This window comes from Sphingobium abikonense NBRC 16140 (assembly GCF_001598335.1).
Classification (GTDB): domain Bacteria; phylum Pseudomonadota; class Alphaproteobacteria; order Sphingomonadales; family Sphingomonadaceae; genus Sphingobium; species Sphingobium abikonense.
On the sequence record NZ_BCYT01000013.1, the window covers coordinates 33,374 to 60,306 of the forward strand.

Here is a 26,933-nt window from a genome sequence, read left to right on the forward strand (position 1 = left end):
CGCTGCATATTATCGCGAGGTTGTAATAATGCGAAGGAGCGCGGGACATAAGTGCAAAACCGCCATATTTTGCCACGCTCCTTCGCATTAATTTACAGGGTGTCCAGCCACTCCATCAAACTGGCCTCTCGTTTCCACGAAGGAGTAGCGGTGCCTGTTACTGGAACGCCAACCCGCTCCAGCGCCTTGCGCTTCGTTTCCAAATCGGCCTGGGCGTAGTGGTTAGTCGTGTCGAGGCTGACGTGGCCAAGCCAACTGCGGATGACAGTGATATCGACCCCGGCAGCAACAAGATGAACTGCCGTCGCGTGCCGAAAACTGTGCGGGGTTATATGCTTCGATCGCAGGGTCGGTACGGTTTTCGCTGCTTCCTTCACATAGGCGGCGAGCTTGAACCGCACCCCTGAGGCGCCCAAGGGCTCGCCATAGCGGTTGACGAAGATACGTTCATGGGGCGCTCGAGGCTGCCTTGCCAGCAGCGTTTCGAGCAGCATGACCGTTTCCGGCCAAAGCGGGCAGATGCGTTCCTTCTGGCCCTTCCCATAGAGCCGCACGAAATTAGGGGCGTCCAACCGGATTGCGTCTGGGCATAGGTCCAGCGCCTCCTGGATACGCGCTCCCGTGTTATAAAGAAACGAAAGCAGCACATGGTCGCGAAGCCCCGCGAGAGTTGACCGGTCAGGCTGTGCAAGAATGGCCTCGACCTCGTTAGGTTCGAGGTAGAACGGGGCAGAGGTGGGTTCCCGTTTCACCGGCACCGCAAGAACTTCCGCACAATGAACAATCAACTCGGGGTCCTTGCCCGATACGAAGCTGAAAAAGCTACGGATTGCGGAGAGCCGGCAATTGCGTGTGCCGATCGTGCCTTTGCGTTCATTCTCGGCATGATTGAGAAACGCCCGCACCTCGCTGGCTGAAATATCAGCCAAGGTCAGCCGCGCGACCACGCTCTTCTTTCGTTCTGCAACGAATCGGAGCAACAGCCTCCAGGTATCCCGATAAGACCGGATCGTGTGGATCGATGCGTTGCGTTGCTCAGCCAGCCACTCCTGGAAGAACGCTCGCAACAACGTCGGAAAGGGATCGCCCTTTTTCATGACGCCACCTCCAGGTTAAGGCATCGGATGCCAATGGCGCGGAAGCGCTCGTTCGCTTCGTGCAGGAGATCGCGCGTGACGGTTATGTAGACCAGCGTGGAATTGATGTCGCGGTGGCCCATATAGGTGGAAAGGAAGCGCAGCCTTTCCTGAGGATTTACGCCGGTTCTGTACCATTCGAGAATCCGGTTCACGACCATTGAGTGCCGAAGATCATGAACGCGTGGCCCCGCCCTCCCAGAAAGAGGTTTAAGCCCGGCTTGGCGCATGACTTCGGTGATCATTTTGGAGACCATATACGAGCTGTGGCGGCCACTCGGATGATCATGCCAGAACAGCGCAGACTGCGGATCTTGCGAGGCGCCGGCGCCTCGTCTCGCGTCGACAAAAGCGCCCAGCTCGCTCAAGGCGCTGTCGGACAAAGGTAGAATTCTGGTCTTGTAGAACTTCGTGTCCCGGATCGTGATCGTCCCGGAATTGAAGTCCACGTCGCCGAGATTCAGCCTGGCAATCTCCCCGCGGCGCAATCCAGCACAATAGGCCAGAATTATCATGTGCCGCGCACATAGCGGACGGTAGGAAAACGTCCGCGTCGAGTAGGAGCGTGACACGTCGAGCATCAACCGTACGTCACCAGGGCTGAGAATATGAGGTTTCCGATAAATCCGCGCGACCTGTTGCCCAACTCGCGGATCGCACGGTCTTGGGAGCATCTTTGCATCGATGCGATATCGGGCCTTGGTGAGCATCCGCTCCGCTTTTTGGCATTGTGCAGCGTGATGCGGTGTGCGCTTGGCGGCCGCCCATGCGGCTACCATCTTCTCAATACTCTCTCCCGCCAAATGCGGACTAGCCTGAAGAAAGCGATCAAATCTGAGCAGAAGGTCCGCCTCTGTCGTGTATTTGTAACCACGATTGCGCATCAGCGTCACATGGTTCTGCATAAAATCGCCCAAGAAGCTCCCGAAGGGAGCCGGCCGACGAAGCGCCACGAGGGCATCATCCGGATTTGGAGACGCAATAGCCCGCCACACTGGTCTATTGCCCCTTGCACCATGTTTTAACCGAAGGTCAGCAATGGGATTTTTGTCAATCAGGCCACGTTTAAGCAGATAATCGATGAAGTCGTCGACGATATGTATTTCCTGTACCTGGGACGACTTCGGCCAAAAGTTTACCTTACGCTCCCTCATCCATTCGGAGAGCATCTCGCGGCTTAACGCCTGATGCCTTTGAGATACTCGCTCAAAGCTGCGGATAACGGACCGATAAGCTCTGAAGCGCTTCTCCGTCAATTTGCGCGTCTTCAGAAATTCCTCGGCCACTGTATCGTCGGTATCCAGCCACGCGCTCATGACCGCACCCCCGATCCCGGTACTTCAAGCGCCACCCCCCTGAGATCCTCAGTCGCAAGCTTGAGGTAGGTATTTGAGGATTCGACCGACCGATGCCCAAGCAGATCCCCAATGATCTTTTGCGGAACCGAAGCGCGAAGCAACTCGGTCGCGCGCGCGTGCCGAAAGACATGCGGCCCTCGCCTGCCGGGCAGATGGACGCCTGCCGCCGCCAATCGCCTCGACGCCACGTTGTAAACAGTCGTCATCGGGGTGTAGGGCGCCAACGCCAGAACAAATATATTGCGTGATTCTACTTGCGGGCGTCCATGCCGCAGATATTCGATTAAAGCCTCTCCGACCGCATCGGATAGTGGGAGAATAGAAAATGTTCCTGTTTTCCGGTGGCTAACGCGCAATGTCGCCGCTCGCCAATCCAAGTCATCTATTGAGATTCTAACAATTTCACGATCCCTGAGCCCATATGTGGCCAGGATTTGGAGTATGGCATAATCGCGCAAACCCCGGGGCGACTTGTCCTTCGCAGTTTCTTCCAGGACGGCCCTGATCTGGGTGCTATCGATTATCGAAGGTACGCCCTCATAGGCATAGATGCTCGGCCCGATGACAAGGGGAGCAAGATCGGTCAAAACAAGCCTTGCTTGATACAGGTATCGGAGCAACGAGCGGAGCCGCGCCGCAATTCCTGAAATCGATTTACGGCTCATATTGGAGCTACGCATGTCCATATATGCGTCTATGTCACTTACACTCAACGATAAGACGCTATTATCCGACCCCCGGTCCAATTGCCATTTAAGGAAGGTTCTTGCTTCCCACATATTTCCTCGAACGGTTTGATCGGTAAATCCTCGTTCGTCTTCCATCCATCTTCTGTAGCCATTAGCTAAATCACCGTGCAGCTTGGCGGACTCCTCCGCAACTTCTGACTGCGGCGGCCATTGCCCCTGTGCAAGGCTGAGGATTTTACAAATCGCTGTTCGGGGAAGCCTATCCCATCGTGGCGAAGGATACCGACCATATTTGGCTTCGAAGCACTCAGTCGCATACCGAATATACTGATCGACATGTGACGGGGTCACAACCTCAATCGGCAGATCAATCTCCGAAAGATAAATCAGAAATTCGGACGCGTAGAGAACATTGTTCTGGGCAGCCACTGGATTGTAGCGCTTCTCGGTCAAAGATCTGGACAGGTCAGCGATCAGCTCATCATGGATATTCAGCACGTTTGTCTCCTCGGTCGTTTCAGACACCGGAGACGTTCGCAACAAAAATAATGCGCAGCAACGCGGTTAGAAAACGGCGTAATTCTCGTGCATAGCTGACTTCCTTCGCATTATTCCAACCTCGCGATAATACGCCTTATGCGCAGCTGGGCATAAAGCATACCAGCCATTGGCAAATTCCACGGCCTCGTTCCAGTCATAGCCATGATCCGTGCGGCCGATCAGAATAGCCTGATCAAGTCGCGTGCCGCCACCCCGTGCCACCTTCGCTTGCGTGAAGGCGAAATTGCGGGCCTGCCGTTCGCATTCGGTTTGACGCGCAATCGCGTTCGTAACTGGCCGCATGGCGACCACCCGTTCGCGCGTCCGGGTCATGCGCAAATCCAGAGGGGCGTCGTTCGGGAGGTCGGGATAGGCACGCCAAGCGGCAGCGATCATTTCCGCATGCTCGGCGGTTCGGCCTCGGCTGATCCAACAGGCGGGATCGGATGCGATGAAGCTTTTGGTGTCCATGGGTGGCGTTCCTGATTGTCGCATGCGCCAGCAGGCTGGTCGCGGCAGCCCCATCATCCGTAGGATGGGAAGGCGTTGGCGGACCGGCGCCGTCAAACGGCGAGACGCGGCTTGGCGCAGCAGGGCAGCTTGAGGTCGCGGCAAACCCGGTCAGCCAATCGGTCCGGGGTGAGCAGCTCCTGAACCGAAGCCCAGTGGTTGCGTTCTCCTATGTGATCGTCGCGGCCCCGCACGCGACGAAAGCAGATTTCATGGCCAGGGCCAAAAGGAGAGATCGACAATTGCATCCACAGATTTTGGCCATGCAGGGTGATGTCGCCCGATACCGCCGGCCCCGCCGGGTTGGAACGAATGCTGTAGGCCCCCGGTGCAAGCCCCAACGCATCGGCAAAGCGAAGCAGAGCGCGGCGCCCTTCGGCGTGAAAGGTGCGTTTGGCCGGCGCGTCATACGCGACGCCGCGCTGACAAAGGACGGGCAATGTCGGGCTGCCGCGAATGGCGGCGATCTCCGTCATGCACGCCTGCCGCATCTCGGCCTCGGAGGCCTTGCTCGCGCACACGGTGCTGAAATGGCGGGCCAACAGAATGACGGCAGGATCGCACTCAATGTCTTTGCCCGCGTTGCGACAATCGGTGATCGCCGCTTCAAGCACGTGAAGTGTTGCGGCGATGGTCGTGCATCCGCTCGGATCAAGGGCCTGGGCGTGGCGAAAGGCAACATCGTAGCTCATGATGGGGTCTCCGGCTTCAAGCGCAGGGCGCGCTCCTTCCACCTCGATCCCCCTCCTCTTTGCCGATCTGGGCCAGCAGCCGTTTTTCTGCGGTTCATACCCCATCGGCAGTATGGCTTGCGCGGGCGATCGACATTAGCATCGCCGCGTCGCGCCGGGGGGCCAATGCCGTGGTTATGAATTTGATCGATTTGATACAGGCTGGGACGATCGACGTGCGATTGCCCAGCGTATCCCCCTTGGCCTCCGACGATGATCGCTCCGCCGCGCTCAATTCAACCGGCGTGCTGACGGTGATCGGCGGGGCGTTTCAGGTCGATCGCTTGGCCGCAGCGCTGATCGCCACCACCGGCAAATGCACATCGCTGGAAGGGCAGGTCACGCAACAGGTCGAAACGCGCCATGTGCTGGCGCAACCCTGGAACTACAATCGCATGGTCAGCGCCATCACGGCGCGGCGCGAGGAAAGGCCCGCGGGTCCCATCGAGGTGATGCGCGTCAGCGGCGCACGACTGCCAACACTCTATATCGTCCTTGCCGGTGAACATGAGGTGTTTGCGGCGCGACAGGCCGGCGATGAGCAAATCCCGGTTCAGATCCTGGGTGACTATCAGTGCGACTTCCAGAATCACTTCATTCAGTCGGGCCATCTCATGGACTTTTCGTCCGGAGAGCTCACCCCTGTCTCGCCTGAGGAACCATGGTCCGGCGCAGCCGAGTGGGAGGATGCGAAGCTCGCTCCTGACGTCATGCAGATCATCCAGGCGTTGGGCGTGCGCGTGATCGCCTCGGATCGTTCAGACCAGGATAAACGGGAGCGCGCGAACGGACATGATAATGACGGCTGACATCATGCCGCTGCGCGGATAGCCGTTCCTCCGAACGCATCCCTGCGACTATGGTAGATCTCGGCCGCCCATGTTTGGATCCAAGGCTCGACCAGCGCATCATGGTCGAGTTCACCCTGTTCGATCAAGGATTGGATCTCGCCCCGCGCCTGCGCGATCGCCGCTTCCCACCCATCGGCCGGCAGGGCATCCGTGATATTGGGAGCGTTTATGGGCAGAGCTTTTGGCGCATCGCCAAGCCGCTCGGCCTGACGGCCCAGCCAGGTCTCAAGATGGTCCGCAACGAAGCGGTCGGTCTTTGAGATGCCCCGGCTCAGGGCCTCGCGACGCGCGCTGGTGCCATAGGCCTGGCTGTCAATCGAGCGGATCCGCTTCCCGAACGGAAGCAGATAGGGAATGGCCGGGCCTTTGACGCCGAACAGATGGAGGCGGGTTGACGGCGGCAAGATCCGGTCGAGATGCTCGACCACCGCGATCAACCCTTCAGGTCCGGCGACCTCGCGACGGCACATGCTGCCGACACCGATAAGCGGCGCACGCTCGATCAATCCCCATAGCGCGTCGAGGCAGCGCTCATAATCGCAGGGTCGACGGCCCTGGATCACCGGCATCATGGTCGACAAGATACCATGATCATCGGCGCGGCGGCAGCATTCGAAATTGGCCGCGATGGTGCGTGACAGCCGTTCAAGCACCTGTGCGCGGTCAGCGGCAATTTCCTGTTCCACGCAATAGTCGGCGCTGGCCCACCATCGGAATGGAAAGGCGGCGGCAAGCGCCACATAATGGGCGATCGACCAGGGGAATGCTCCATAGCGCGCCGTCGCGACGAAACCCGCGCTGTCGAGATGAAGCGATGCCAGCGGACGAGCGTTGGCGAGCTGCCCGGTTCTCCATCTCGTCCAATCGCGCCATCCCTTGCTCGCGGAATATCTGGAAAGGCAGTTGGCCGAAATAAGCGCCGGTTGCCGTAGCGCAACCACGCGGTCGAGGATCGGCCCCTTGCCCAGATGCGGCAACCCGACGATGATCTCCATCGTCACGGCAACGGTTCGGCGCCGATCGCCGTGAAGCTGTTGACGATCTGGCAGCTGTCATAGCGCTCGGCATCGACCAGGGCACGATGGTCGATCATCTCATAGGTCGCATGTCCCAGATGATCGACGCTAAGCACCCGTCGGCCGATGACCCCGGTCTTCCCCTCCGGCACCCAATCGGCATGAGAGCCGAAGGCGGCGACCACCACGACCTCGCCGATCACGGCTTCATAGGCCGCGATCGCGCGCAGCACATGACTGTCGCGGGGCGTGACTGGCTTGCCAGTAAAGTCACTGTAGGCCTGCGGCCGCCAGGATCGAACGGTGTCGTGCGCCAGCAGGATTGCCGCGCCCATGGCCGGCCGATCGACCCGGCGCAGTTCGGCCTCGAAACCCAGATAGACGAGCGCCCAGTTAACGTCCTCCTCGTAGAAGGGCTCGTCGCGCCGGAGCGCATCGGGCATCGCCGCCTGCCGCTGCTCCGACAAGAGGATGCCACCGTGGCTCGGGGTCGACACATGCCAGATGCCGGGCGCGATCTGATCGGCGCTCTGGATGGCGCCCCAAATGCTCATGGTCGGCTGGGCTGAGGGTAGGAAGATCGTCATGTTGTACTCCTTTTTGCTTCACGGCTTCGCTCCCCCTCTCCTTCTGCCGGTCGAACCAAGCTTGACCCGGCGAATTGTTCTCTATATGTTCTTTTCCGAGGAGATGTGCCCATGAGCCTTGAGAAAGACATTCGCCGCCATTTTGATCTCGACATTGGCCTGCGCGATGCCGCGCTCGACGCGGAAAATCGGCCGACGCGCCGGATGATCGCCAACGCCTGCATCAACATGCCGGTGGAGGACGCCTATTATTCGGTGCGGGAACTGCGGGAAGCCGCGCAGTGGGTCCTTGATGGCGCCGCAGCGGGAAAGCGGAAGCTGATGTCGATCCTGTCGAACGACAATTGCGACGATTTCCAGCGCTGCATCTATTTCTGCCTGGCGGGCCGCGGGGTGATCGAGATGCTCGACGATCTCGAATGGCTCGAAACTCTCCTCGAACCGCGCGGGCGGGTCGCGGGTGAACAGATGCGCCTGAAGATCCCGACGATGCCGGTCAAACGGCCCTATGTCGCCGATGAACCGGACGGACCAATGATCGGAATGGCCGAGGATTTCCGACAGGGTCCATCCTGGTGGATGGACGAGGCGTTGCGCCGCTAGGCGTCACTTTCAGGCTGCGGGGTCGATCCGGCCTCGCAGCTTCCCGCCGGAACTCTGCATCGGATCCAGCAGGTTCAATCAGCCGATCAAGCGGCTTAATCCTTCGCCTTCTCCGGCTCTTCCCGGCGGCGCAACTCATTCTCGACCGCCTCGCGGACAAATAGCGCGAAGCGTCGGTTGCCGACCAGCGCATCGATACGGCTGATCGTCTCTTCCGATAGCCTGACCGTAGTCGGCTTCATTCCAAGCGGCCTTCGTCCCATTGCTTCGTCGCTAACGGTCATATCTGCAATCTCCAAGCCAAAGCTATTGACGCCACCGTTTATTTACATATACGACGTCGTTTATGCAATAAACGGTGGCGTATATTGCCATTCGGCCAATCCGCTGGTTGGCCCATCGCAATGGAATCGCCGCGAATCATGTGGAAAGCGCCGGGACCGTGCCCTGTCCATCCCGGCTTCTCCGCAAGGACCGCATCGGATGCGGAAAAGGAGGCGCATATGGATGAGTTTGATCCCCGCCCGTCACGCCGCGATCTTTTGCGGGCACTCACGGCCGCCCCGGTTGTGGCAGTCGTATCGCCCGCAAGCGATGCGCTGGCCGTGCTGCACACGCAGTATGAAGACCAGCCAGCCACCCTTGCGCGGACCAGGGAGGGCCGAAGTCTGAGCCGGTTCCGCTATCATAATGCAGAGTCCTTCTTGTGGGGATTGAACCAGGGCATCTGCGGCAATGACGTCGGCGAAATGCTGTATCGATCCGGCATTGTCGTCCAACTGGGCCTGTCCTCCTACTTGCTCGACATCGGCTTTTCCGACGAATGGAATGCGCGGCACATCCGTCTCGATGTCGCCAAGTCGCTTGCCTATGCCAACGCAACCGGCTTCGGGCATGGCTGCCCGGACATGGCGCGGTTAGCAGCCGTCCTTTCGCCATATTGGAAGTGGGGCCATGCCCATCGATTTGAAGCGCGACCGGACGATGGCGGCTTCACGACAAGCAAGGTTGCACCATTGCTTCGCACGCTGCTCGACCATGTCCATGATGTGACCGGCCATCGCCGCCCGAATGGTTGGCGGCGCGAACAGCGTGAGGTGCAGGCATGATGCCGCACACCCACCGGACATCAGCAATCTCCCCATTACCCCGGGAGACTGCCAAGACCCGACCTGACGCGGCGAGGCTGGTGGCCATCGACGCCGCCGTGAACGATCTGCCCGCGCTGATGGGCGAGATTTTCCTGCTGTGCCGAGATGATGATCTGTCCTTCGCGGAAATTGCGGGCCGCCTGTCCATCGATGCTTTAGCCGTCCAGGCGTGCCTCGCCGAAGCGCTGGCCATGGTCGCGACGGTGATGGACGGGGAGAAGCCCAGTCGCTCGCAAAACGCAAATATCGAGCCTGCGGAACGGGCGCTGCGACAGCGGCACCGCGCCTATTGCGAGCAGGCGTTGCGCATCCGGGGAAGGCGGGAAATCATAGCATGGGGCGATGCTGAAGATGACGACCTGCTCGTGAGGCAGGCGGTTCTGGCGACGATGCCAGTGCAGGTCCGCGAGGCTTTTCTGTTGAACCGGCTCGAGGGACTGAGCTATGCAGACATCGCTCGACGCCAGCGGACCTTCAAATGGATCGTCAGGCGTCGAATGTTGCGCGCCATTCGAGCCATTGCTCAAAGCCCGCTCTCCTATGCCGACTGGCTGAAGGAACAAGGGCGTCGCCTCACGACACCATCTGCAATTCAACATGATCATCCTGCGACGGTGCCGTCGAAACCCTGAAGGGTTGGAGCGCATCTCCGGTTCGGATGACGCTCACGGGGCAGAAGCCCTGATCGAAGATCCGCGATGCGATGCGCTCCGCATTTTCGCGGCTGCACAGGGCGCGGCGCTTGGGCGAGATGGGTTCATCCTTGGCGAACATGACATTCCCTCATCGGTGCAACAGGATAGACGGCCTCCCCTTCATCCGAAGACCGTCTTATGGACCCGGGTCGTCGGCACGATGAGCCAGTGCCGATCCATGAAGTGGTTGATATGGCAAAGGCTGCCACCTTGGGCGTCGCGGAAGCGCATGGTGCGGCCACGCTTTTCGACGATGAATTGATCGCGTGTCTCTCCGTCGGTGAACCGCAATGGGGATGCCAAGCGCACCCGGTCGCCGCTGCGGAGGGCACGGGAGCGAAGACGCAATCGGGCAAGGCAACGCCGGCGCCAATCGAGCGCATATTCGCTGTCAGTCGTCGTCAGCAGGCCCAGAATATCGGCGGGGCATTCTGCTTCGTGCGGCCCTGCGGATTCGCTCATATCCTTATATCCGAAATTCTCACCGCTTGGGCTGCGGGGACTCCATTTAACGAGACAGACGACAGCGAAGACCTCACCCGGAATACCGTTGGTGATGGACTGCACCGCTGCATAATAGACGCGGTTCCCTGGACAGGAAGAAGCCAGAACCCGAAGACCCTGCGTCGTGCCATCTTCCAATTCACGTTCATAGGTGAGTTGAGCATCCAGATAGGCGCTCGCGGTCTTGTAACCGCCCATCGAGCTGAACGGCATGGTGAGCCATCCCATGGCTTATCTCCTGTGTTGAATGTTAGCCGGTCAGGGCCAGTCATAGGTCGGAAGGTTGGCAATCGGCTCGCAGTCGCGGTCGAACTGATCCAGGTTATCCCGATGCCCTCGGCAAAAGCGAGGCATTCCTGCAGCCGCTTTGGCATCAGTTCACGGCTGGTCGACTTGACCCAGATGAACCAACCATATTCCGACCAGCGTTCGGCACGAGATGACTTTGCCATAGGCCTGGATCGGATTTCTGACCGGGAGGATGGACGACTTCGACATGACGGTCCAAGGCCTCGGCGACAGCTGGCGTAACATGGGCCGTCGAGAGGTGAAGCATTTTCGAGATTTCCAGGGCCATGATGTGTCTCCCGATCAGGCGGCCAGCGCGGCCGGGTGGTCCGCAGCGGCAGGCATAGGTTTATTGACCTCATCTGTGCTTTCGCTGAATTGTCGCAGATAGGTAAAGGCCTGCTCGGCCTTGGACGCCGCGTGGATGATCGCGGTCGTGTCCGCTTTCAAAACGGAAATCCATTGACCTACGTAGCTTGCATGACTATCATGCAGTTCATGGGGCAGTCCAAGATCAGCACAAATCAGACCTGAACCTATTTCGGCGACGAGTTCTTCGAAGCAATAAGCCTTGTCGCCAAATCTCTTGCCGAATACTCTTGCCAGGCGTGACGCGGAACCGGACCAGTGCAGGCTTTCATGCGCGCGAACACTGGCATAATAATCCATCGACTTGAATGATCGCGGAGCGGGCAGCTGAATATAATCCCGTGACGGATTATAATAGGCTTCATTGCCGCCATGGCGGACATCAGCGGGTATGGCGTTGAAGAAGCGATCGATCTCAGCCTGCCGTGCCGATGGGTCGATAGGTGTGTCCGGCAGGACCGGTGGATAGTAGAAGTCGGGCAGGCCATCGACCTGATCGCAATTATAAACGACATAGTGGCGCAGGAAGCGAAACTTGCGATCACGTTCCTCTCCGGTCGCTGGATCATTCTTCCTTTTGGTAAAGGCCGAATAATAGACGGAGAGCGAACCGGACTCACCGGACCGCACATTGCCACCAAGCTCCTCGGCTTGCCGGCGGGTCATCCAGAAGCGCGAGCGATAGCCGCAGGCGTCAGCAATCGCCCAGAGATAAAGATTATTGATGCCGGTGTACGGCGTGCCGCAATGGCGCAGCGGCCGGCCACCGGCGCCAGTGACAGCCCAGGGCCGTTTCCAGGGCGCCACACCTTCTTCCAGCTTGCGGATAATGAGCGCGGTGATTTCTGCCGCGACCTCGCGGCTTGTCTTCTTGGACGCCATGGCCGTTCCCCTAAGGTGCGAGGCGTGGACCCGCCGACGGGTCGATCGTGCCGGCGGGTCGTCGGGAGAGAAGGGGCGATCGATCAGGCCGCTTCAGCCGCGTCATCCACCGCTTCTTCTTCGGCGGTCTCATCGACCGCATCGTCTTGTCCGGTTTCGTCGTTCCGTTCGCCGGCCTCGGGGTCCTGAGCCTCGACCGATTCCGCTGGCTCGACGCTGTCGGCAGCGGTGTCGCGGAAGCGCATGATGTCCGGAACCCAGGCGAGAGCCGCTTCCTTCACCTCCGGTTCGACGATCGACTCGCCGGCGAACAGTTTATGGCAGCTCGCGGAGATCTCCGGCTTCTTGAGCGTCGCATGCCGCGCCATGACGGCCGGTCCCCCAACCTCATTGAGCAGCGCCAGCGTCGAGGCCTTGGGAATGCGATCGAAATAATTTTCCGACGTCGGCCGCCACCAATGGGCGGAGTCGATTTCGAGTATGGTACCGAGCCGATCGTGGAGAGGCACCTGCTCGTTGCGATATCCGGCCTTGGCCTCCAGCGACATCGCCACCGCGAAAGCAAGCCATGCCGCCTTGCTATCATCATCCAGGGCGCGGAATGCCTCGAAGCGATCGATGACCGACTTGTGATCCTTCCATGCGACATTGAGGCCATCATGGGCCTCGGCAAGATAATCGCGGGCATGGGAAGCAGGCACCGCACCCGAAACAGGATCCTGCGGCTTGCCGGCCCGGATAGTGGAGCCGACCGGGTCCGAGCCGTAACCGCGCTCGTCGACCATGCAGAAGATTGCATAGTCGAGCGCAAGCGCTGGTTCAGCCAGGAGGGCCGCTGCCAATATGTCGCGGCGCTGCATCGCGAGTTCATCATAGAGACGGGCGCTGAGTGGCTTGCCGCCGGGCGCGACATTTTCCGGCGGAAGGCTGGGCGCTGGGGAGGCACCGCCCCCGCCCGAGAGGCTGGTTCCCTCGCTGCCATTGCCAGTGCCCCTCCCCTCCTCGGCCTCGGTACGGATGGGCTGCTCGCTATAATAGCAGCTGTCGAGCTTCATCGCGCCGTCGGGCTGGAGGGTGAGGAAAAGGCCGACCAACGGCTTATAAGCGTCGGGCAGGATGGGAGCGCGATTGTCGATTTCCTGCCATTCGGCAAAGAGCGCGTCATCTTCGCTGTTGAGCGTATCGTAGGCTTCTTCGGCCAAATCCTCATCTTCGAGCTCGGTTTCGATCTCCTCGCGGCGCACCTCGATCGCCTGAAGACGCTCGGCCTGTTCCAGGGTCAGCTCGGGCTGCGGGAGATGGACGCGGTACAGTCCATGCGCCGCGCTATGGGTATAGCTGCTGGCAATCGGGCGGATCCAGGCAAGGCCGCTCTCTTCGCCCAGGCGCGCGGCTTCCGCTTCCATGATCTCGCCGGCGAGACGGTGGGCGATTTCCGGGTCGATCCAGCGATCGCCATTTTCGCTGAAGAGATCGCGGTCGATCCGTCCGCCTTCCGCCTCGTAGCGCTCGTGCCCGACGAGAATGGCGATCGCGTCGCTGGCGTTCATCGTCTCGTTGCTGATGGCACGGCGGATGGTATCGGCCGAGGTGTAGGAAATATTGTAACTGTCCCAGACGAGCAGTTGCTTGTCGCGATTTTCGGTCGAAGCGAAGGCCTTAGCCATATCGAGCGTAATCTCGCCTTCGCTGAGCGCGGTGAAGATTGGTTCGGCAAGCGAGGCGAGCCGCAGCCGGCCTTCCACGAAGCGCCGGGTGACACCGAAGCGTTTCGCGACCCCGTCGATATCGCCGCTCGTGCCGATGAAATGCTGGAAGGCCCGGCATTCTTCGGCTGGCGTCATCCGCAACTGCTGGAAATTGGCAGCGGTCGAGGTTTCGGTGAGTGTCGCTTCGTCGCCCTGGAGAACCTTCACTGGCACATCATAGGCGCCCGCATCAATGTCACCCTGTTCGGCGAGCAGCATGAGCGCGCGCAGCCGGCGGCCGCCGTCGAACACCTCAAAGGTGCCGCGTGGCTTCTTCGCCGGCGTGACCAGCAGATTCTGGAGAACGCCGCGCGCGTCAATATCGGCGGCCAATTGCGGGATCTGAAGCTGATCATCGGGCCGCTTGCGGACGTTGATGGGGGAAAGGCGGAGCTTGGAGAGCTTGATGGAATCGATCACGGGGGTAACTCCTTCTGGCGTCCGGTTCAGCCCGGACACCCTCCCCGCTCCCCCTTCCCTTTCATCGCATCAGGTTGGTTCGAGGATTTTCCCCAGGATCAACTCCGCTTCGGCCACCGGCAAAAAGACCCGAGTCCGAAACTGGATGATTTCAGTGAAGGCGCCCAACGATTTAAGCCAAGGCAACTGGGCCGCCGGCGCCCCGACCAGTTCGATACGCGGCTTGCCGTTCACGATCGCCCGCTTGACGGTGATCGCGAAGGGACGGACAAGGTCGACGCTCCGGCCCGACAGAACCGATTTCGCAATCTGGTCCGCCGGGAGATTGTCGGCACGATCCACGCCTAGCTTGGTGTAGAGGTGGGCGACATGTTCATCATAGACCATGCGGCCCAGCCAAGAGCGGCCATCGGCCGTGGCAATGCGGTTGACGATCAGATGATCGCTCGGAAGCGCTGACCAGATGGGCAGCAGCAATCCGGTCGCTATCCGGATGGTCTCGCGTTCCAGCGTCTGCGCAGCTTCATCGGCCTCGGCCGCCCAGCGCTCGGCAAAATCCTCGCGCAAGATGGGTTTCCAGGCGGTTTCAAACATGTCCGCTACGCGCTGATATTCCCGCCGGGTGGGCCGCATCAGCTCGACGCGGGGAATGGGCGTACCGTCATTCTCTTCCATCAGGGAGCGTGCCTGCACCTGTAGCGCCACCTTGCCGGACTTGCCGTTGATCAGAAACTCCGACGCATCATCGGCATCGGCGATCCGAAGGATGCGTTCCAGCGATACGGGCGTTCGGCGTCGGGCAACCTCGATGGTGATAAGATGCGAGGTGGCGCCGCTGAGCGGATCGGTGCGCAGCACGGTATCATCAAGGATGGTCGCATCATCAACCAACATGGTTTCGACGCCGACATCGAGCCGCCCCGCTTCGCGCGCAGCCGTGACACGGGTTTCGACCAGCGTCAGGAACTCGTCGAAAATCCGGTTCTGAAGATCGATGGGGAGCGCGAGCAAGCGATTGAGCCAGCGCTGGATCGGCGGCAGGTCCTCCTTCAATATGCCGTCCTTGTCGGTCAGTTCGAGCCCGGTCAGCTCCTCGAACTCGGTAAAGCTGACGCTCTGAAGTTTGCCGTTCACGAGCAGGTGGAACCAGCTGGTCAGCGCGGCACAGGCATATTCGCTCTCCAGATTGTCGGCAGGGTCGAACAAGTTTTGGCCGCCGGTCTGGCGCTGGCCGCGCGTGAGCGCACCCAGGCTATCGAGCCGCCGGGCGATCGTGCTGGTGAAGCGCAACTCGCCCTTGCAGTCGGTCGTGACCGGCCGGAACAGCGGGGAGCTGGCCTGGTGGGTACGGTGGGTTCGGCCGAGGCCTTGGATCGCCCGGTCAGCGCGCCACCCCGGTTCGAGCAGGAAATGAACGCGCTGCTCCTGGTTCACCACGTCGAGCGAAGCATGATAGGAGCGGCCGGTGCCGCCGGCGTCGGAAAAGACCAGGATGCGCTTGGTTCCAGCCATGAATGCCGCAGCGTCGGCCTGGGACGAGCGGGTGGATCGGCTTTCCAGCTTCTGCGCGCCACCGCCGGTCGATACCAGCCTTTTGGTCCGCCCGGTGACCTCGGCGACATGGTCATGGCCGAAATGCTCCAGCAGCCCATCGAGCGCGGCCGCGATCGGCGGTAGCGCGCAGATATGCTCTATGAGCCCGGCGCGCGCCGCTTCGGCCTGTGGGTTATAGACAGGATTACCATGATCATCGGTCATCGGCTCCGATCGGGCGGTGCCAGTATCGTCGGTGAAGACCCGCATTTGGCGCGTTGGAAAGGCGCGTTCGAGATAATCCACCATGAAATCGACCGGAGACAAGTCCAAACTAAGCTCCGCCCGCTCATCAGGACTGAGCGCTCCAAGGCGACGATCGAGAATGGACTCTGCCGTGGTCACAAGCTGCAGCACCACCGATTGACCCTCGCGCAAATGGTGATCGACCGCAGCGATCACTGTCGGCAATTTCATCGAGAGAAGCACTTGGCCGAAGAAGCGCTGCACCGTGCTGTGCAGGCGCGACCGCGCCGCGGCATTGGCGCCGCTATTGAGGGTCGTGTTCTCAAGGCCATCGACAACGCCGGTCTGTTCAAGCGCCGCCTCCATATTGCGATGAATGACCGACCACGCCGAACTATAGATGTCGTAGATCTCGATCTGTGCCGGGGTCAGGCTGTGCTTGAGCACATCATATTCAACGCCGGCGAAGCTCAGCGCCCGGCAAAGGTAGAGGCCCATGGCCTTCAAATCACGCGCCACCAATTCCATGGCCGCAATGCCGCCCTGACGGATGTCGGTGATGAACCGTTCCCGATCGGCGAAGGCCGTTTCTGGTCCCCACAGCCCCAGGCGCACCGCATAAGCAAGATTGTTGACCTCGGAGGCGCCGGTGGCCGACGCATAGAGGACGCGAGCGAGCGGAAGATGGTTCTGGAGCCGGACGCCGCAGATACCCTGTTGCGATCCAGCCTTGGCGCCAAGAGCCCCTTCCCCGCCTGCCACGCCGCCCATCTCATGGGCTTCGTCGAAGGCTATCACGCCTTCGAAATCAGCCCCTGCCCACTCAATGATCTGCCGCAAGCGGCTATGATCGGATCGCATCGAGCGGAGGGTCGGATAGGTGACGAACAACACCCCGTCCTGGAGCGTGATGGGCTCGTCGATCTTCCAGTTGTTGATCGGCTGGATATCGGCTGCGACGCCACCGAGCGCAGTCCAGTCGCGGCGCGCGTCTTCGAGCAGCGGCTCATTCTTGGTAACCCAGATGTTGCGGCGACGGCCGGCGAGCCAATTGTCGAGGATGCAGGCGGCGACCTGCCTCCCCTTCCCTGCCCCGGTGCCGTCGCCCAGGAAAAAGCCCTTGCGATAACGGTCGCCATCTTCGGCTATGACAAGGCCAACGCCCTCCTTGTCAGGCCTGGAGCGTCCCGGCTGGAATTGCGACCAGGCGTGGCCGGCATAGACGACGGTTTCGAGCTGGGATGCGGAGAGCAGCCGTTCCGTGACGGTCCGTTCGGGCAAATGCGGGACGTAGCTTGGGATGGGCGCCGGGATCGACCCCATGGCGATCGACTCCACCAGTGCGGTCGGATGTTCGCCGGCGGATGTGAAAGCTATACGGCTGGGCCGATAGGGAAGATAGATGCCGGTCTGTTCGAGCAGCGGCGCCGGGATATCGAGCGGCGTGTAATCGACCGGCAGGACATCATTTTTCACCGGCGCATGCCAGGGTCGTGGCGCGGGCTTGGTGCTTTTGACCGCGCGGAACAGGGAGATGCCCGCGCTACGTTTGGGCGCGGGGGCCGTGACGGTCCGAACCTCCGAGCGCGCAGCAACCGTGCAGCAATCTAGGAAATCCGCAACGGAGGCCCGCTGGATCGTCGATGGAACTGTGCCGCCCGGCACTTTGTCGATCACGAACAACCTGACGGCGATCGATGTGCCATGCTTGGTGTAGCATTTTTCCAAGCGCAGCGAGGTTCGCACGCTTGTATCGCGCAGGGTGGTTTCGAACTGGTCGCGCATCCGACCGTTGTTGCTGAACCAGTCGGGCATGATAGTGACGAGTCTTCCACCTGGGCGAAGCATCCTGAGCGCGGCCTGGAGATGACGAACGGCGGCATAGTCATCGGCACCGCGTCCAAACGAGCGCGCGAAAGGCGGATTCATGAGAACGAGCGTCGGCCGCTCGATTGATGCGAGGGTGGAATTGAGCGTCGCCCCGTCATGGCCGGTGATGCTGGCATGAGGGAATGCGGAGGCGAGCCGCGCGCGGCGGGCTGGATCCAGTTCGTTGAGGTGCAACGATTCATGTGGACCGCACTGGGCGATCAGTAGGCCGTTGCCCGCGCTGGGTTCCAGGATGATGTCATCGTGCTGCACATCTGCGAGCACCACAGCCAGCGCAGCGATATCGACGGGGGTGGAGAATTGCTGCCAGGCAATCTGTTGCTCGCTGCGCACCGTCTGGGTGGGCAAGCGGTCAACCAAGGTGATGGCGGCTCGCACCTCGGTCAGCGATGATGGCGGCGTCGGTTGCCGCACCAGATGCAGCGCCAGCGCATGTTCAAGGATCTCGAAGCTGTCGCGCTGGGTCCAGCGGCCGTCGGCATCGCTTCCGCCGAAGGCCTGCACCATGGCATCATTGAGGTGGCGACGTGTTATCGGTTCATTGCCGTCAAGATGGCGACAAAGCAAGTCAGCGGCCTCGCGGTCGGCGCGGGCGGTTGCCTCGAACAGGTCGGTCATGAAGATCTCCGAAGGTTGGCTGCCCTCCTGGCAGCTGCACCTTCTCCCGATCCCCCTCCCCTTTCCTGTCCCGGACCGTATCAGCCAGGAAGGTTCGCCCCCTGCTCCATGCGGGCGGCGAGAAGCTCGGCCCAATCACCGAAATTCACGGACGGCGGAGCATGGTGGATAGCGAGACGCGGCCGAGCATAGCGCTGAGCGGCCACGTTGGCGGCACGGAGGCCCTCAGGATCATTATCGTGGGCGAGCATCAGGATCTCGACATGATCAGGGATGATCAGCTGATCAAATCGGCGCGCGCCGAGGGACGCCCAGCAGGGAATGTTGCGCAGCAATGTGAAGGCGCGGGCGTCTTCGAAGCCTTCGGCAATCCCCAGAATCCGGCGAGGATATCCACCCTGCCACGCACCGTGCCGGGGCGTTCCCAGCATCGCCTTGTGTGTGTAGTCAGCCGTTTCCGGGTCGAGGAATATTCGCTGAATCGCCGTCAGTTGCCGTCGCTCGCGAACTGCGACCAGCAAAGCGGGTAGGAACTGGGTGTGAGGTTTGGGCAAATAGGGACAGCGCGGATGATAGCGGACATCCGGCGGAATCGTGGTGAAGTGACGCCGCGCCAGATGGCGTTCGCCAAGCGTGTTACGAACGTCCACGGCCTCGTTCCAGACGCGAACGGCGTTGCCGGTGCCAGCCCGGCTTGTCGTTTCAGGTGGCGTTCCGCGCTGGGTGATGCGAACCCGGGTCAATTCTCGAAGAACGTCCTCACGGGTGCAGCCGGCAAAGCAGGTGACCAATATACCCCGATCGCCCTGCCGAAGGGATAGACTCGGATCATTGTCGGCATGGGCCGGGCACCGGCACATGGCAATGGGACCGTGCCACCTGCCACCAAGGGCCTGGACCAGATCGACGAGTTCCTGGGATGGTTTGTGCGCAATGAGGGACATAAGCATTTCTCCTGCTCATGCCCCTCCCCCTCTTCTCTCTTCAGAGGTGGCCTGGCAAAACTGGACAGTGAGCTAAGTGGATTTTCTGCCTGACGGCGGCCAGGATGGCCGCGAGACAGGAGCAGAGATGAGCAAACGACCCCGCCGGAACCACAGCCCGGCTTTCAAGGCGAAGGTGGCATTGGCTGCCGTGAAGGGCGAGAAGACGCTGGCCGAGTTGGCGCAGCAATTTGACGTGCATCCGAACCAGATCACGACGTGGCGTAGCCAGTTGCTGGAGGGCGCAGCAGGCGTGTTTGGTTCGGGCAACGCGTCGGAAACGGGCGAACCGCCGGTCGACGTGAAGACGCTGCACGCCAAGATCGGCGAGTTGACGCTGGCGAATGATTTTTTGGCCGGCGCGCTCGGGAAGGCCGGTCTGTTGCCGAGCGCAAAACGATGATCGACCGTTCGCACAGTTTGCCGCTGGCCCGGCAGGCGCGGGAACTGGGGATCAGCCGGGGGAGCGTCTATTACCTGCCCAGGCCGGTCTCGGCGGCGGATCTAACGATCATGCGGCGCATCGACGAGTTGCACCTCGAATTTCCATTCGCAGGCAGTCGGATGCTGCGCGATCTGCTGCGGCAGGAAGGCATCGGGATCGGCCGCCAGCATGTCGCCACGCTGATGAAGAAGATGGCGATCGAGGCGATTTACCGTCGCCCGAACACATCGAAGCCGATGCCAGGGCACAAGATCTACCCCTACCTGCTGCGCAAACTGCCGATTGTGCGGCCCAACCAGGTCTGGGCGACGGACATCAGCTACATCCCGATGGCGAGGGGGTTCGTCTATCTCGTGGCCATCGTCGATTGGTTCAGCCGGAAGGTCCTGGCTTGGCGGGTGTCGATCACGATGGAGGCCGACTTCTGTGTCGAAGCATTGGAGGAAGCGCTCGCGCGCTTCGGAAAACCGGAGATTTTCAACACCGACCAAGGCAGTCAGTTCACTTCGCTCGCCTTCACCAGCGTGCTGCACCGGGAGGAAATCGCCATCAGCATGGACGGACGGGGCGCATGGCGCGACAATGTGGTGGTCGAGCGCCTGTGGCGCTCGGTGAAATACGAGGAGGTTTACCTCCGCGCCTACGCCGCGGTCAGCGAAGCCCGGGTATCGATCGGTCGTTATCTGAACTTTTACAACGCAAGGAGGCCGCATTCGAGCCTTGGTGCCCGGACCCCGGACCAGGCATATTTTGACAACCTGCCGCTGGCGATGGCAGCATGAGCCAAAGGCCAGCGAAGCTAATTTGGCCGCCGATATGGGGCGTCACTCCGGTCGGGCTACGCCCTCCCTACATGACGCCCCATATCGGCAGTGCGAGCAAAGAACCGGCAGACGATCCACTTATCAAGTGCCGATCCCTGTTCAGACCAACCCGGCCACCTCTCTTCCGGCCTCGCTACGGCCATGGCAGCTACAATTCGCGCGTGCCTGGGTCCGGTGCCAATGACCAATAACCCTTAATATGAGCGTGCCGCGGACGCTCTTATTAAGGGTTATTGCTGCAAGCCTGAATATGGATTGCTTTGCGTGCCGGTCCCATCGGCGAACGCGGCGGTAACATCTCCTCGATGCCGATACCTGCAGGACGCGGACGGGCTACCGCGGCAATCCTCTAATGCATGAATGAAGGGGGCCGCATCGCGGCCATGGCGCGCATTTGCGGGCGAAGGGCAAGTTCGGGTTGGATGCAAATAGCTTCTGCGCAATCCCCACGAAGGAGCGCGTCGATGGCCTTTCGTGCCTCTGGCTGTGACCGATGGAATGGATAGCCGGCGTCGTTCGACGTCCTCATTATGCCCTCTCCTACGAGTCGTTGGACGGGGAGCATAGGTCCAGCAAGCGCCATGTCGAAGCATTATTCGTGAGTGTGTCGGCGGCGGTTTCCATCGTCTCGTACACGTGAGCGATGAGCGTTCCCGAGTACCGGCTACGACTGCCTACGAAAGCAAACCGGCTCGGTCACGATGGACCATTGAATATTAAGATTATCACTGTATATTGATAACCGAGATATTCGAATGGAACAGATGATGGCATCGATCCCCAATAGCGAACTGGCCAGTCTCGGCATTGAGGCGCTGGCCGGTTCTGTGCATGAAATCCGCGAGCGGCTGAAGGGGGCGGACGATGACCAGATCGTTGCGCTCAAGCTCGACCATGGCAGCAAGCGGATTACTGCGGCATTTGCAGAGGCCGTGCGCCTCATTGCACCGATGATCGTACGCAAGATCGCTGATCAGGAAAATGCGACGCTCGAAAAGCTGGTCGACGCCCTTGTCCCACAGGTTCCGTTGCCCGAGCACCTGCTGACCGAAGCGAGGATGAACGCCGAAGCGCGCAAGGCGGTTCTGGAAAGCGGAGAATGGTTGAGCGCTGCCCAACTATCAGAGATTGCTGGTTTTAGCGGACAAAATGCCAGCGCGCAGCCCAACAAGTGGAAGCGCGAGGGCAAGATCTTCGCCTTGCGGCGCAATGGCAGCGACTATTATCCTGGTTACGCCCTCGATGCAGATGCGGGCTATCGCCCTGTCAAGCAGCTCGCGCCAATCCTGAAGCTGTTCGGCAATGATTTGGAAGATTGGGATATCGCGGTCTGGTTCGCGTCTGCGAACAGCTTCCTGGGTGGCGTGGCGCCGAAGGATATTTTGGCGAGCGCGCCTGACCGCGTGCTTGCGGCGGCCGAAGACGAGATGGCAGGGGTGCTGCATGGGTAAGGCCAAACGTCCGGCCACCCCAATGTCCAGCAAGTCCACCGCTCCTGATGTCCCGACAGCGACCCGCGCGGCTGCCGGCATTGGTGCGACGCGGTTGATCAAGGCACCGCCGTCGGACCTCGATAAGTTGGTGAAGCGGACAAGCTGGACATCTGGCGAGATCATTCATCGTGTCCATCCAGATGTGTACACGGCGGATCAGTTTAATCCCGGTCTCAACGGCAATGCGCGGTTCAGTCCGATCTGTGATGCCGCCGGCAATCCTATCCCAACCGTCTATGGCGGCACGACCTTCGAGTGTGCAGTGATGGAAACTGTCTTCCACGATGTCCCCTTTGCAGCGGGCCTGAAGACAGTCGCCAAGCGGAAAATCCGGCATCATCATCATTCGCAGCTCATTTCAGCTGCCGAGCTGACGCTTGCGAACCTCACCAACAAGGCCCTGCGGAAGCTTGGTATCCCACGCGCCGATCTGATTGACACGGAAAAGGATCTCTACCCGCAGACGCGAGCATGGGCCGAAGCGGTTCATGCCCAATGCGCCGACGTGCAAGGCTTATGCTGGGTGTCTCGCCAGGACGACACTGCTCAGGCGATCATCCTCTTTGGGGACCGGCTTGCGCCGGGTCTTTTGACCCTTACCGCGCCATCGGTTGACCTTGTCGGAGATGACGCGACTTATGCGGGACTCGTCAAATTGGCCGACGACATAGGGGTGAAGCTTATCGGCAGATAAGCCGCCGCTGGTTGGAGCGATCAAGTGCCATCGGTCAAACGATTTTCAGATGCGGACTGGATTCTTTGAGAAGGTGAGCCGCAGCGTATCGCTGCGTGACGGGGCTATTGTGCTGCTTCGTCCGAACTCGCGCAAAGCATCCTCACCTTGGCACATGGCCAACCAAGGGACGAGTATGCGGTGATTTGTCCCCGTCCTTTCGCGCCGTGTGCATGTTGAGGCGGGAAATCAGTACAGGGCATTGCCTTTCGCACCTTCTGGGTACGAGGAAAGGTGGCTGCAGATACAGGTGGTTCGTGGCAAAAGAGCATTTTCGAACCTTCCGTCGCAACCTAGTTCGGAAAAAATCTCCTAAACCGGCAATTTATTGACAACCATAGCGATGCTTCATATTTTATTGGCAACCGTACTTCGCGAATGATTCGGCTGGGGCTCCTTTATGATTGATACCGTTTCCAACCTGAAGGCCATGGTCGAAAACGGTGAGGCCCTTAGTGCCCAGTTGAAGAAGGTCGCTTTTCGACCGCGGGCCCGGAAAAATCTCGAATTGACCTTTGGTCCGGGACGCGCAGCGGATTTAATCGGTCGCACTCCCGAGGCGTTGACTAAGGCAGAGGCGAAAGGTCGGCTGCCGGCCCCCAAGATTGGTGCCAACGGTCGGCGCTATTACACGCTCGAGGATCTGACGCTCATCCGTCAGTCTCTCGGGATCATTCCGGGAAAGCAGGCACATGAGCCTGCGGTCGTTTTAGCCGTTCAGAATTTCAAGGGTGGCGTCGGGAAAAGCACGATCACCAAGCATCTGGCCGATTATCTTGCGCTTCAGGGGCTAAGGGTACTCGTCGTAGATTGCGATCCTCAAGCCTCGACCAGTTCCTTGTTCGACGTGGACCAGGAAGAACTCTGGGATAGCGACGAGACGCTTGCGCATTTCTTGGCTCCTTCCGCGCCGCTCAGCGAATTTCGCCGCACCATCCGTGATACCGCTTGGCCAACGACCAAGATCGTCCCGTCGAGCCTAGGCCTGGGTGAAATTGAGTGGCACATGGTCGCAGGCGCGGAAGGGCGCGAAGAGATCATGCGTAGGTTCGGTTTGCTCAGGGCCGGTATCAGTCAAGTTCGCCGCGAATTTGATGTGATGCTACTCGATCCACCTCCAGCAATGGGATTTCTCGGGATGAATGTTATGGCCGCTGCGAGCGGTCTCGTTGTCCCGGTTCCGGCCCGGCAGCTCGATTTTCTATCGACAATTCACTTCATGACCAACATTGCCGACACGCTGGAAGCTCTCAATGAATATAACATGGGCGTGAATTACGACTTTATTCGAGTTGTTGCCTCAAATTACTCGCGATCCGCCGATGGGGAGGCCGGTATGCTGCGTATCTTGCAGCAGATGTGCGGCACGAACATGTTGACCAATCCCATTCTAGCGTCTGAAGAAATCAAGAATTCGGTACAGGAGTTCCGGTCGGTCTATGAGTCCGACAAGCCGATCTCCTCGCACAAAACCTTTACCCGTTGCCGAGACAACCTCGATCTGGTTTTTTCGGAGATCCTTCATGTGATCCGGCAACAATGGCCCTCCACGAGTCTGACGGGTTTTGGCGATCAAAATATGCTGGATGGTGAGGCCGCATGAGCAAGCGCGCGTTATTCGACGAAGTCATTGCCAATGCGGCTGCAGAGCAAGGTGAGAGCACGTCCGCTGCTGAAGGGCCAGCCCAGTCCCGCGCCCGCAAACCAATGAATTTCGCGACGCGGCGGCTCGATAATTTCGAAGAAGCCGCCAAGATGCTAAAAAAGCCGGCGATTTCGCTCAAGCCTGATGAAGTGTCGATCTGGCCGGGCAACGCACGGGACTATTCAGCCCTGAGCGAAGATCGAGTCCGCACGTTGATTGACTCGCTCGTCGCGGAAAATGGGAACCGAATTCCTGTCATCGTCCGTCCGACCCCCAATGGGGAGAAGCGCTATGAACTGATCACCGGTACGCGGCGGCATTGGGCGATCGCCTGGCTCAATGCCAATAATCATCCCGAGATCAGCCTCTATGCATCGATCGAGGATCTAACCGACGAGGCAGCATTTCGCGTCGCGGATATCGAAAACCGTGAACGGGAAGATATCTCCGACTACGAACGGGCGACAAATTATCGCGAGGCCCTCAAGTCCCATTATGAAGGCGTGCAGCGCCGGATGGCCGAGCGACTGAAGCTGAGTCCCGGCACGCTTTCCCGCTATATTGCTCTTGCCGAGATGCCGCAGACGATTGTCTCTGCCTTTGGCTCACCGCGCGATCTGACTCTCCATTTCGCGAAGCCTCTCCTGCCTTTGATTGATGATCAGGAAAAGCGCCAGCGAATGGAAGATGCTGCCCGCTCGATCGCAGAGGAACAGAGCCTCAAACAGAGTTTCGACGAAGCGATTATCCCCGCCAATGAAGTGGTGACGCGGTTGCTGTCTGCGGCGAACAATAAGCAAGCCCGGGCACGGAGGCAAAAGCAGAGCCTTCTTACGCAATCGGGCCGTGAATTCGGAGTGGTCGAACGTGATCGCGCCAGCGAGTTGATGATCAAGATCGTTCCTTCTGAGAGTTCCATTGACGAGCTCATGGAGAGCTTGAGGGCTGCCATTGAGCGCTCCAGGATTTGGGCAAAGGGTAAGGCGTGAGGCAAGCTCAGCGCCCATTTGTCAAATGCACAAAATGGCCGATTTGCCGTTTAAAATCATTATGTTCGCATGGATGTTGCCGACGGCAACATCTTGCAGCTTTTAGCGTTCGAGCGTTTTAGAAAATGGTGGAATCCCCCCCTAGTCTTGGCCGGCAGGTCCAGCTCAGTTTTGAGATGTTCACGCCCCTGCCAGACTTTGGGGATATATCGTTGCGCGACTATCAGGAGACGATGCAACGCCCCTTCTTCTCGCTAGCGAAGAAGCGCGTGAAGCCGATCCAATATCTTAGTCCTAATGGCCAGGTGAGCGTCCACGTTTCAGCCAACCCGCACTACGGGATGGCGACTATATGGGACGCGGACATCATGATCTTCTTCGCATCCTATTTGAACGAGCAGCGGCAGCGCTCGAACAACTTGTCTCCTACGATCCGCGTTCATCCAGCGGATATTATGAAACTGATCCGCCGTGATACATCCGGGAGAGCCTATGAGCGGATGCGCGACGCGCTCGATCGGCTGCAGGCCACCACCATAAAGACGAATATTTGCGCGAAGGGCAAATCCAGGGAAGTGACTTTCTCGTGGATCGATAGCTGGACCCAGTTGATCGACGAGCGACGCAATAAAGTCCTGTGCATCGAAGTGACGCTTGCAAAATGGTTTTTCGACGGCGTCCTGGACCAAAAGTCCGTCTTGACCGTCGATCCCGCGTATTTTGATCTTAAGGGAGGGATAGAGCGTTGGCTCTATCGCGCTGCACGCAAGCACGCCGGCGGTAATGGTGCGGAAGGCTTTACTATCGGTTTCGACACACTTCTTCAGAAGAGCGGTAGCGAGCAAACGTCAGCTAAGTTCAAGGCGTCGCTGCTGGCCATTGCGCGTGCCGATTCCTTGCCCGAATTGCATCTAGAGGTGCTGGACGAGAAGTCGGCCCATCCAAAGCTTTGGATGGTAATGCGCAAAGACTGGCAGGGGAAGGCAAAGCCTCAGCAAGTTCTACCCGCCCCTTCCGCAGCAGAACCAAAACGAGAGGTTGTGCCGGCCACGCGAACGCGGAGCGTTAAACGCCTTGCGGAAACGCTAATAGATCCCGAGGATCTTGTTTCCCCGGCCGACATGGCAGCCTTGGTTGCCAGCACGGCAAATGGCTTTCGCGTGTCTTCACAAGGGCCAAAAACCCTTTCGCCCTCCCCTGCCCCCGTTTCATCTGCAAAGCCGGCAACCCGGCGCCGCGGTAACCGTGCACAAGATGTAATCGATCAGGAAACCTACACTGCCATTCGCCGGGATTTCCCAGGCTGGGACCTCGACGTTCTGATGGCGAGGTTTGATAATTACATTGCAAACAACCTTACCGAATTGCCGGCGAATTATTCCAAGCGCTTCTACTTTTTCATGAAGAGCCATCACCAGCGGAACAAGCACACCTTGCCCGGCAGTTAACCGGCTTA

Annotated in this window: 23 protein-coding genes; 10 read left to right on the plus strand and 13 right to left on the minus strand. The window is 59.7% G+C overall.

Translation table 11 applies throughout. From position 1 onward, the window contains the following. Nucleotides 1-92: 92 nt before the first annotated feature. From SAB01S_RS13515 to SAB01S_RS13535, 5 genes are all read right to left on the minus strand, one after another. A complete protein-coding gene (locus SAB01S_RS13515; RefSeq protein WP_048578765.1) occupies nt 93-1,097 on the minus strand; it encodes a tyrosine-type recombinase/integrase in 1,005 nt (334 codons plus the stop codon). Continuing rightward, nucleotides 1,094-2,452: a tyrosine-type recombinase/integrase gene (locus SAB01S_RS13520; RefSeq protein ID WP_048578766.1), complete on the minus strand. Its 1,359-nt coding sequence runs from the start codon at nt 2,450-2,452 to the stop codon at nt 1,094-1,096. The genes SAB01S_RS13515 and SAB01S_RS13520 overlap by 4 nt, the downstream gene beginning before the upstream one ends. Beyond that, nucleotides 2,449-3,681, minus strand: coding sequence for a site-specific integrase (locus SAB01S_RS13525; protein WP_048578767.1), 1,233 nt, complete (start codon nt 3,679-3,681; stop codon nt 2,449-2,451). Before SAB01S_RS13525 ends, SAB01S_RS13520 begins: the two co-directional genes overlap by 4 nt. A gap of 66 nt (nt 3,682-3,747) precedes the next feature. Beyond that, nucleotides 3,748-4,056 carry a hypothetical protein gene (locus tag SAB01S_RS18670; RefSeq protein ID WP_169576416.1) on the minus strand — a complete coding sequence of 103 codons (309 nt, stop codon included), beginning with the start codon at nt 4,054-4,056 and terminating at the stop codon, nt 3,748-3,750. 230 nt (nt 4,057-4,286) lie between these two features. Next, nucleotides 4,287-4,925 (minus strand): hypothetical protein, encoded by a 639-nt coding sequence (locus SAB01S_RS13535; RefSeq protein WP_061934272.1) that lies wholly within the window; start codon nt 4,923-4,925, stop codon nt 4,287-4,289. Nucleotides 4,926-5,101: 176 nt separating this feature from the next. Here SAB01S_RS13535 and SAB01S_RS13540 point away from each other — a divergent pair, with 176 nt between their 5' ends. Next, nucleotides 5,102-5,773, plus strand: a complete 672-nt coding sequence (locus tag SAB01S_RS13540) for a hypothetical protein (protein ID WP_061934270.1) — start codon at nt 5,102-5,104, stop codon at nt 5,771-5,773. A gap of 2 nt (nt 5,774-5,775) precedes the next feature. On the opposite strand, the gene SAB01S_RS13545 is transcribed toward SAB01S_RS13540, so the two are convergent. Further along, nucleotides 5,776-6,816, minus strand: a complete 1,041-nt coding sequence (locus SAB01S_RS13545; protein ID WP_082718596.1) for a deazapurine DNA modification protein DpdA family protein — start codon at nt 6,814-6,816, stop codon at nt 5,776-5,778. After that, nucleotides 6,813-7,418 (minus strand): DUF7007 domain-containing protein, encoded by a 606-nt coding sequence (locus SAB01S_RS13550; RefSeq protein WP_139111423.1) that lies wholly within the window; start codon nt 7,416-7,418, stop codon nt 6,813-6,815. Before SAB01S_RS13550 ends, SAB01S_RS13545 begins: the two co-directional genes overlap by 4 nt. Before the next feature lie 111 nt (nt 7,419-7,529). Here SAB01S_RS13550 and SAB01S_RS13555 point away from each other — a divergent pair, with 111 nt between their 5' ends. Then, nucleotides 7,530-8,021 (plus strand): hypothetical protein, encoded by a 492-nt coding sequence (locus SAB01S_RS13555; RefSeq protein WP_061934265.1) that lies wholly within the window; start codon nt 7,530-7,532, stop codon nt 8,019-8,021. A gap of 95 nt (nt 8,022-8,116) precedes the next feature. On the opposite strand, the gene SAB01S_RS13560 is transcribed toward SAB01S_RS13555, so the two are convergent. Next, nucleotides 8,117-8,263, minus strand: coding sequence for a hypothetical protein (locus tag SAB01S_RS13560; protein ID WP_162492717.1), 147 nt, complete (start codon nt 8,261-8,263; stop codon nt 8,117-8,119). Between the two features lie 261 nt (nt 8,264-8,524). Between SAB01S_RS13560 and SAB01S_RS13565 the strand changes: the two genes are divergently transcribed. Both SAB01S_RS13565 and SAB01S_RS13570 read left to right on the plus strand, forming a co-directional pair. Continuing rightward, complete coding sequence (locus SAB01S_RS13565; protein WP_061934263.1) at nt 8,525-9,130, plus strand: twin-arginine translocation signal domain-containing protein; 606 nt, start codon at nt 8,525-8,527, stop codon at nt 9,128-9,130. Nucleotides 9,131-9,210: 80 nt separating this feature from the next. After that, a complete protein-coding gene (locus tag SAB01S_RS13570) occupies nt 9,211-9,804 on the plus strand; it encodes a sigma factor-like helix-turn-helix DNA-binding protein (protein WP_061934261.1) in 594 nt (197 codons plus the stop codon). 183 nt (nt 9,805-9,987) lie between these two features. Here SAB01S_RS13570 and SAB01S_RS13575 read toward each other — a convergent pair whose 3' ends face one another. The 5 genes from SAB01S_RS13575 to SAB01S_RS13595 all read right to left on the minus strand — a co-directional run bounded on the left by SAB01S_RS13575 (nt 9,988) and on the right by SAB01S_RS13595 (nt 19,315). Further along, complete coding sequence (locus tag SAB01S_RS13575) at nt 9,988-10,599, minus strand: DUF6927 domain-containing protein (RefSeq protein WP_061934259.1); 612 nt, start codon at nt 10,597-10,599, stop codon at nt 9,988-9,990. 363 nt (nt 10,600-10,962) lie between these two features. Continuing rightward, on the minus strand, nt 10,963-11,910 hold the full coding sequence (locus SAB01S_RS13580; protein WP_061934257.1) for an ArdC family protein: 948 nt from the start codon (nt 11,908-11,910) through the stop codon (nt 10,963-10,965). A gap of 83 nt (nt 11,911-11,993) precedes the next feature. Then, nucleotides 11,994-14,078 (minus strand): ParB/RepB/Spo0J family partition protein, encoded by a 2,085-nt coding sequence (locus SAB01S_RS13585; protein WP_061934255.1) that lies wholly within the window; start codon nt 14,076-14,078, stop codon nt 11,994-11,996. A gap of 69 nt (nt 14,079-14,147) precedes the next feature. Further along, on the minus strand, nt 14,148-18,365 hold the full coding sequence (locus SAB01S_RS13590) for a strawberry notch-like NTP hydrolase domain-containing protein (protein WP_061934253.1): 4,218 nt from the start codon (nt 18,363-18,365) through the stop codon (nt 14,148-14,150). Between the two features lie 80 nt (nt 18,366-18,445). Next, nucleotides 18,446-19,315, minus strand: coding sequence for a DUF7146 domain-containing protein (locus SAB01S_RS13595; protein WP_439646681.1), 870 nt, complete (start codon nt 19,313-19,315; stop codon nt 18,446-18,448). A 121-nt stretch (nt 19,316-19,436) separates the two neighbouring features. On the opposite strand from SAB01S_RS13595, the gene SAB01S_RS13605 reads away from it, so the two are divergent. From SAB01S_RS13605 to SAB01S_RS13630, 6 genes are all read left to right on the plus strand, one after another. Continuing rightward, nucleotides 19,437-20,575 (plus strand): IS3 family transposase gene (locus SAB01S_RS13605; protein ID WP_099187111.1). Its coding sequence is split into 2 segments (ribosomal slippage): nt 19,437-19,704 and nt 19,704-20,575, totalling 1,140 coding nucleotides; the frame shifts between segments, so codons are not numbered across the junction. Between the two features lie 806 nt (nt 20,576-21,381). Beyond that, nucleotides 21,382-22,068, plus strand: a complete 687-nt coding sequence (locus tag SAB01S_RS13610) for a hypothetical protein (RefSeq protein ID WP_245646489.1) — start codon at nt 21,382-21,384, stop codon at nt 22,066-22,068. After that, nucleotides 22,061-22,804 (plus strand): RES family NAD+ phosphorylase, encoded by a 744-nt coding sequence (locus SAB01S_RS13615; protein WP_061940023.1) that lies wholly within the window; start codon nt 22,061-22,063, stop codon nt 22,802-22,804. Before SAB01S_RS13610 ends, SAB01S_RS13615 begins: the two co-directional genes overlap by 8 nt. 439 nt (nt 22,805-23,243) lie before the next feature. Then, a complete protein-coding gene (locus SAB01S_RS13620) occupies nt 23,244-24,446 on the plus strand; it encodes an AAA family ATPase (RefSeq protein ID WP_061940020.1) in 1,203 nt (400 codons plus the stop codon). Continuing rightward, nucleotides 24,443-25,477, plus strand: coding sequence for a ParB/RepB/Spo0J family partition protein (locus SAB01S_RS13625; RefSeq protein WP_061940018.1), 1,035 nt, complete (start codon nt 24,443-24,445; stop codon nt 25,475-25,477). The genes SAB01S_RS13620 and SAB01S_RS13625 overlap by 4 nt, the downstream gene beginning before the upstream one ends. 212 nt (nt 25,478-25,689) lie before the next feature. Beyond that, entirely contained in the window at nt 25,690-26,925 is a 1,236-nt protein-coding gene (locus tag SAB01S_RS13630) for a replication initiator protein A (RefSeq protein ID WP_226870473.1), read from the plus strand. The last annotated feature ends 8 nt before the right edge of the window (nt 26,926-26,933 follow it).

Excerpts from the sequence above, each read along its gene's own strand:
- SAB01S_RS13515 (WP_048578765.1), bottom strand. The coding sequence starts at position 1,097 with ATGAAAAAGGGCGATCCCTTTCCGACGTTGTTGCGAGCGTTCTTCCAG.
- SAB01S_RS13520 (WP_048578766.1), bottom strand. The coding sequence starts at position 2,452 with ATGAGCGCGTGGCTGGATACCGACGATACAGTGGCCGAGGAATTTCTG.
- SAB01S_RS18670 (WP_169576416.1), bottom strand. The coding sequence starts at position 4,056 with ATGACCCGGACGCGCGAACGGGTGGTCGCCATGCGGCCAGTTACGAAC.
- SAB01S_RS13535 (WP_061934272.1), bottom strand. The coding sequence starts at position 4,925 with ATGAGCTACGATGTTGCCTTTCGCCACGCCCAGGCCCTTGATCCGAGC.
- SAB01S_RS13540 (WP_061934270.1), top strand. The coding sequence starts at position 5,102 with ATGAATTTGATCGATTTGATACAGGCTGGGACGATCGACGTGCGATTG.
- SAB01S_RS13550 (WP_139111423.1), bottom strand. The coding sequence starts at position 7,418 with ATGACGATCTTCCTACCCTCAGCCCAGCCGACCATGAGCATTTGGGGC.
- SAB01S_RS13555 (WP_061934265.1), top strand. The coding sequence starts at position 7,530 with ATGAGCCTTGAGAAAGACATTCGCCGCCATTTTGATCTCGACATTGGC.
- SAB01S_RS13560 (WP_162492717.1), bottom strand. The coding sequence starts at position 8,263 with ATGAAGCCGACTACGGTCAGGCTATCGGAAGAGACGATCAGCCGTATC.
- SAB01S_RS13565 (WP_061934263.1), top strand. The coding sequence starts at position 8,525 with ATGGATGAGTTTGATCCCCGCCCGTCACGCCGCGATCTTTTGCGGGCA.
- SAB01S_RS13575 (WP_061934259.1), bottom strand. The coding sequence starts at position 10,599 with ATGGGATGGCTCACCATGCCGTTCAGCTCGATGGGCGGTTACAAGACC.
- SAB01S_RS13580 (WP_061934257.1), bottom strand. The coding sequence starts at position 11,910 with ATGGCGTCCAAGAAGACAAGCCGCGAGGTCGCGGCAGAAATCACCGCG.
- SAB01S_RS13590 (WP_061934253.1), bottom strand. The coding sequence starts at position 18,365 with ATGACCGACCTGTTCGAGGCAACCGCCCGCGCCGACCGCGAGGCCGCT.
- SAB01S_RS13595 (WP_439646681.1), bottom strand. The coding sequence starts at position 19,315 with ATGCTTATGTCCCTCATTGCGCACAAACCATCCCAGGAACTCGTCGAT.
- SAB01S_RS13610 (WP_245646489.1), top strand. The coding sequence starts at position 21,382 with ATGATGGCATCGATCCCCAATAGCGAACTGGCCAGTCTCGGCATTGAG.
- SAB01S_RS13615 (WP_061940023.1), top strand. The coding sequence starts at position 22,061 with ATGGGTAAGGCCAAACGTCCGGCCACCCCAATGTCCAGCAAGTCCACC.
- SAB01S_RS13620 (WP_061940020.1), top strand. The coding sequence starts at position 23,244 with ATGATTGATACCGTTTCCAACCTGAAGGCCATGGTCGAAAACGGTGAG.
- SAB01S_RS13625 (WP_061940018.1), top strand. The coding sequence starts at position 24,443 with ATGAGCAAGCGCGCGTTATTCGACGAAGTCATTGCCAATGCGGCTGCA.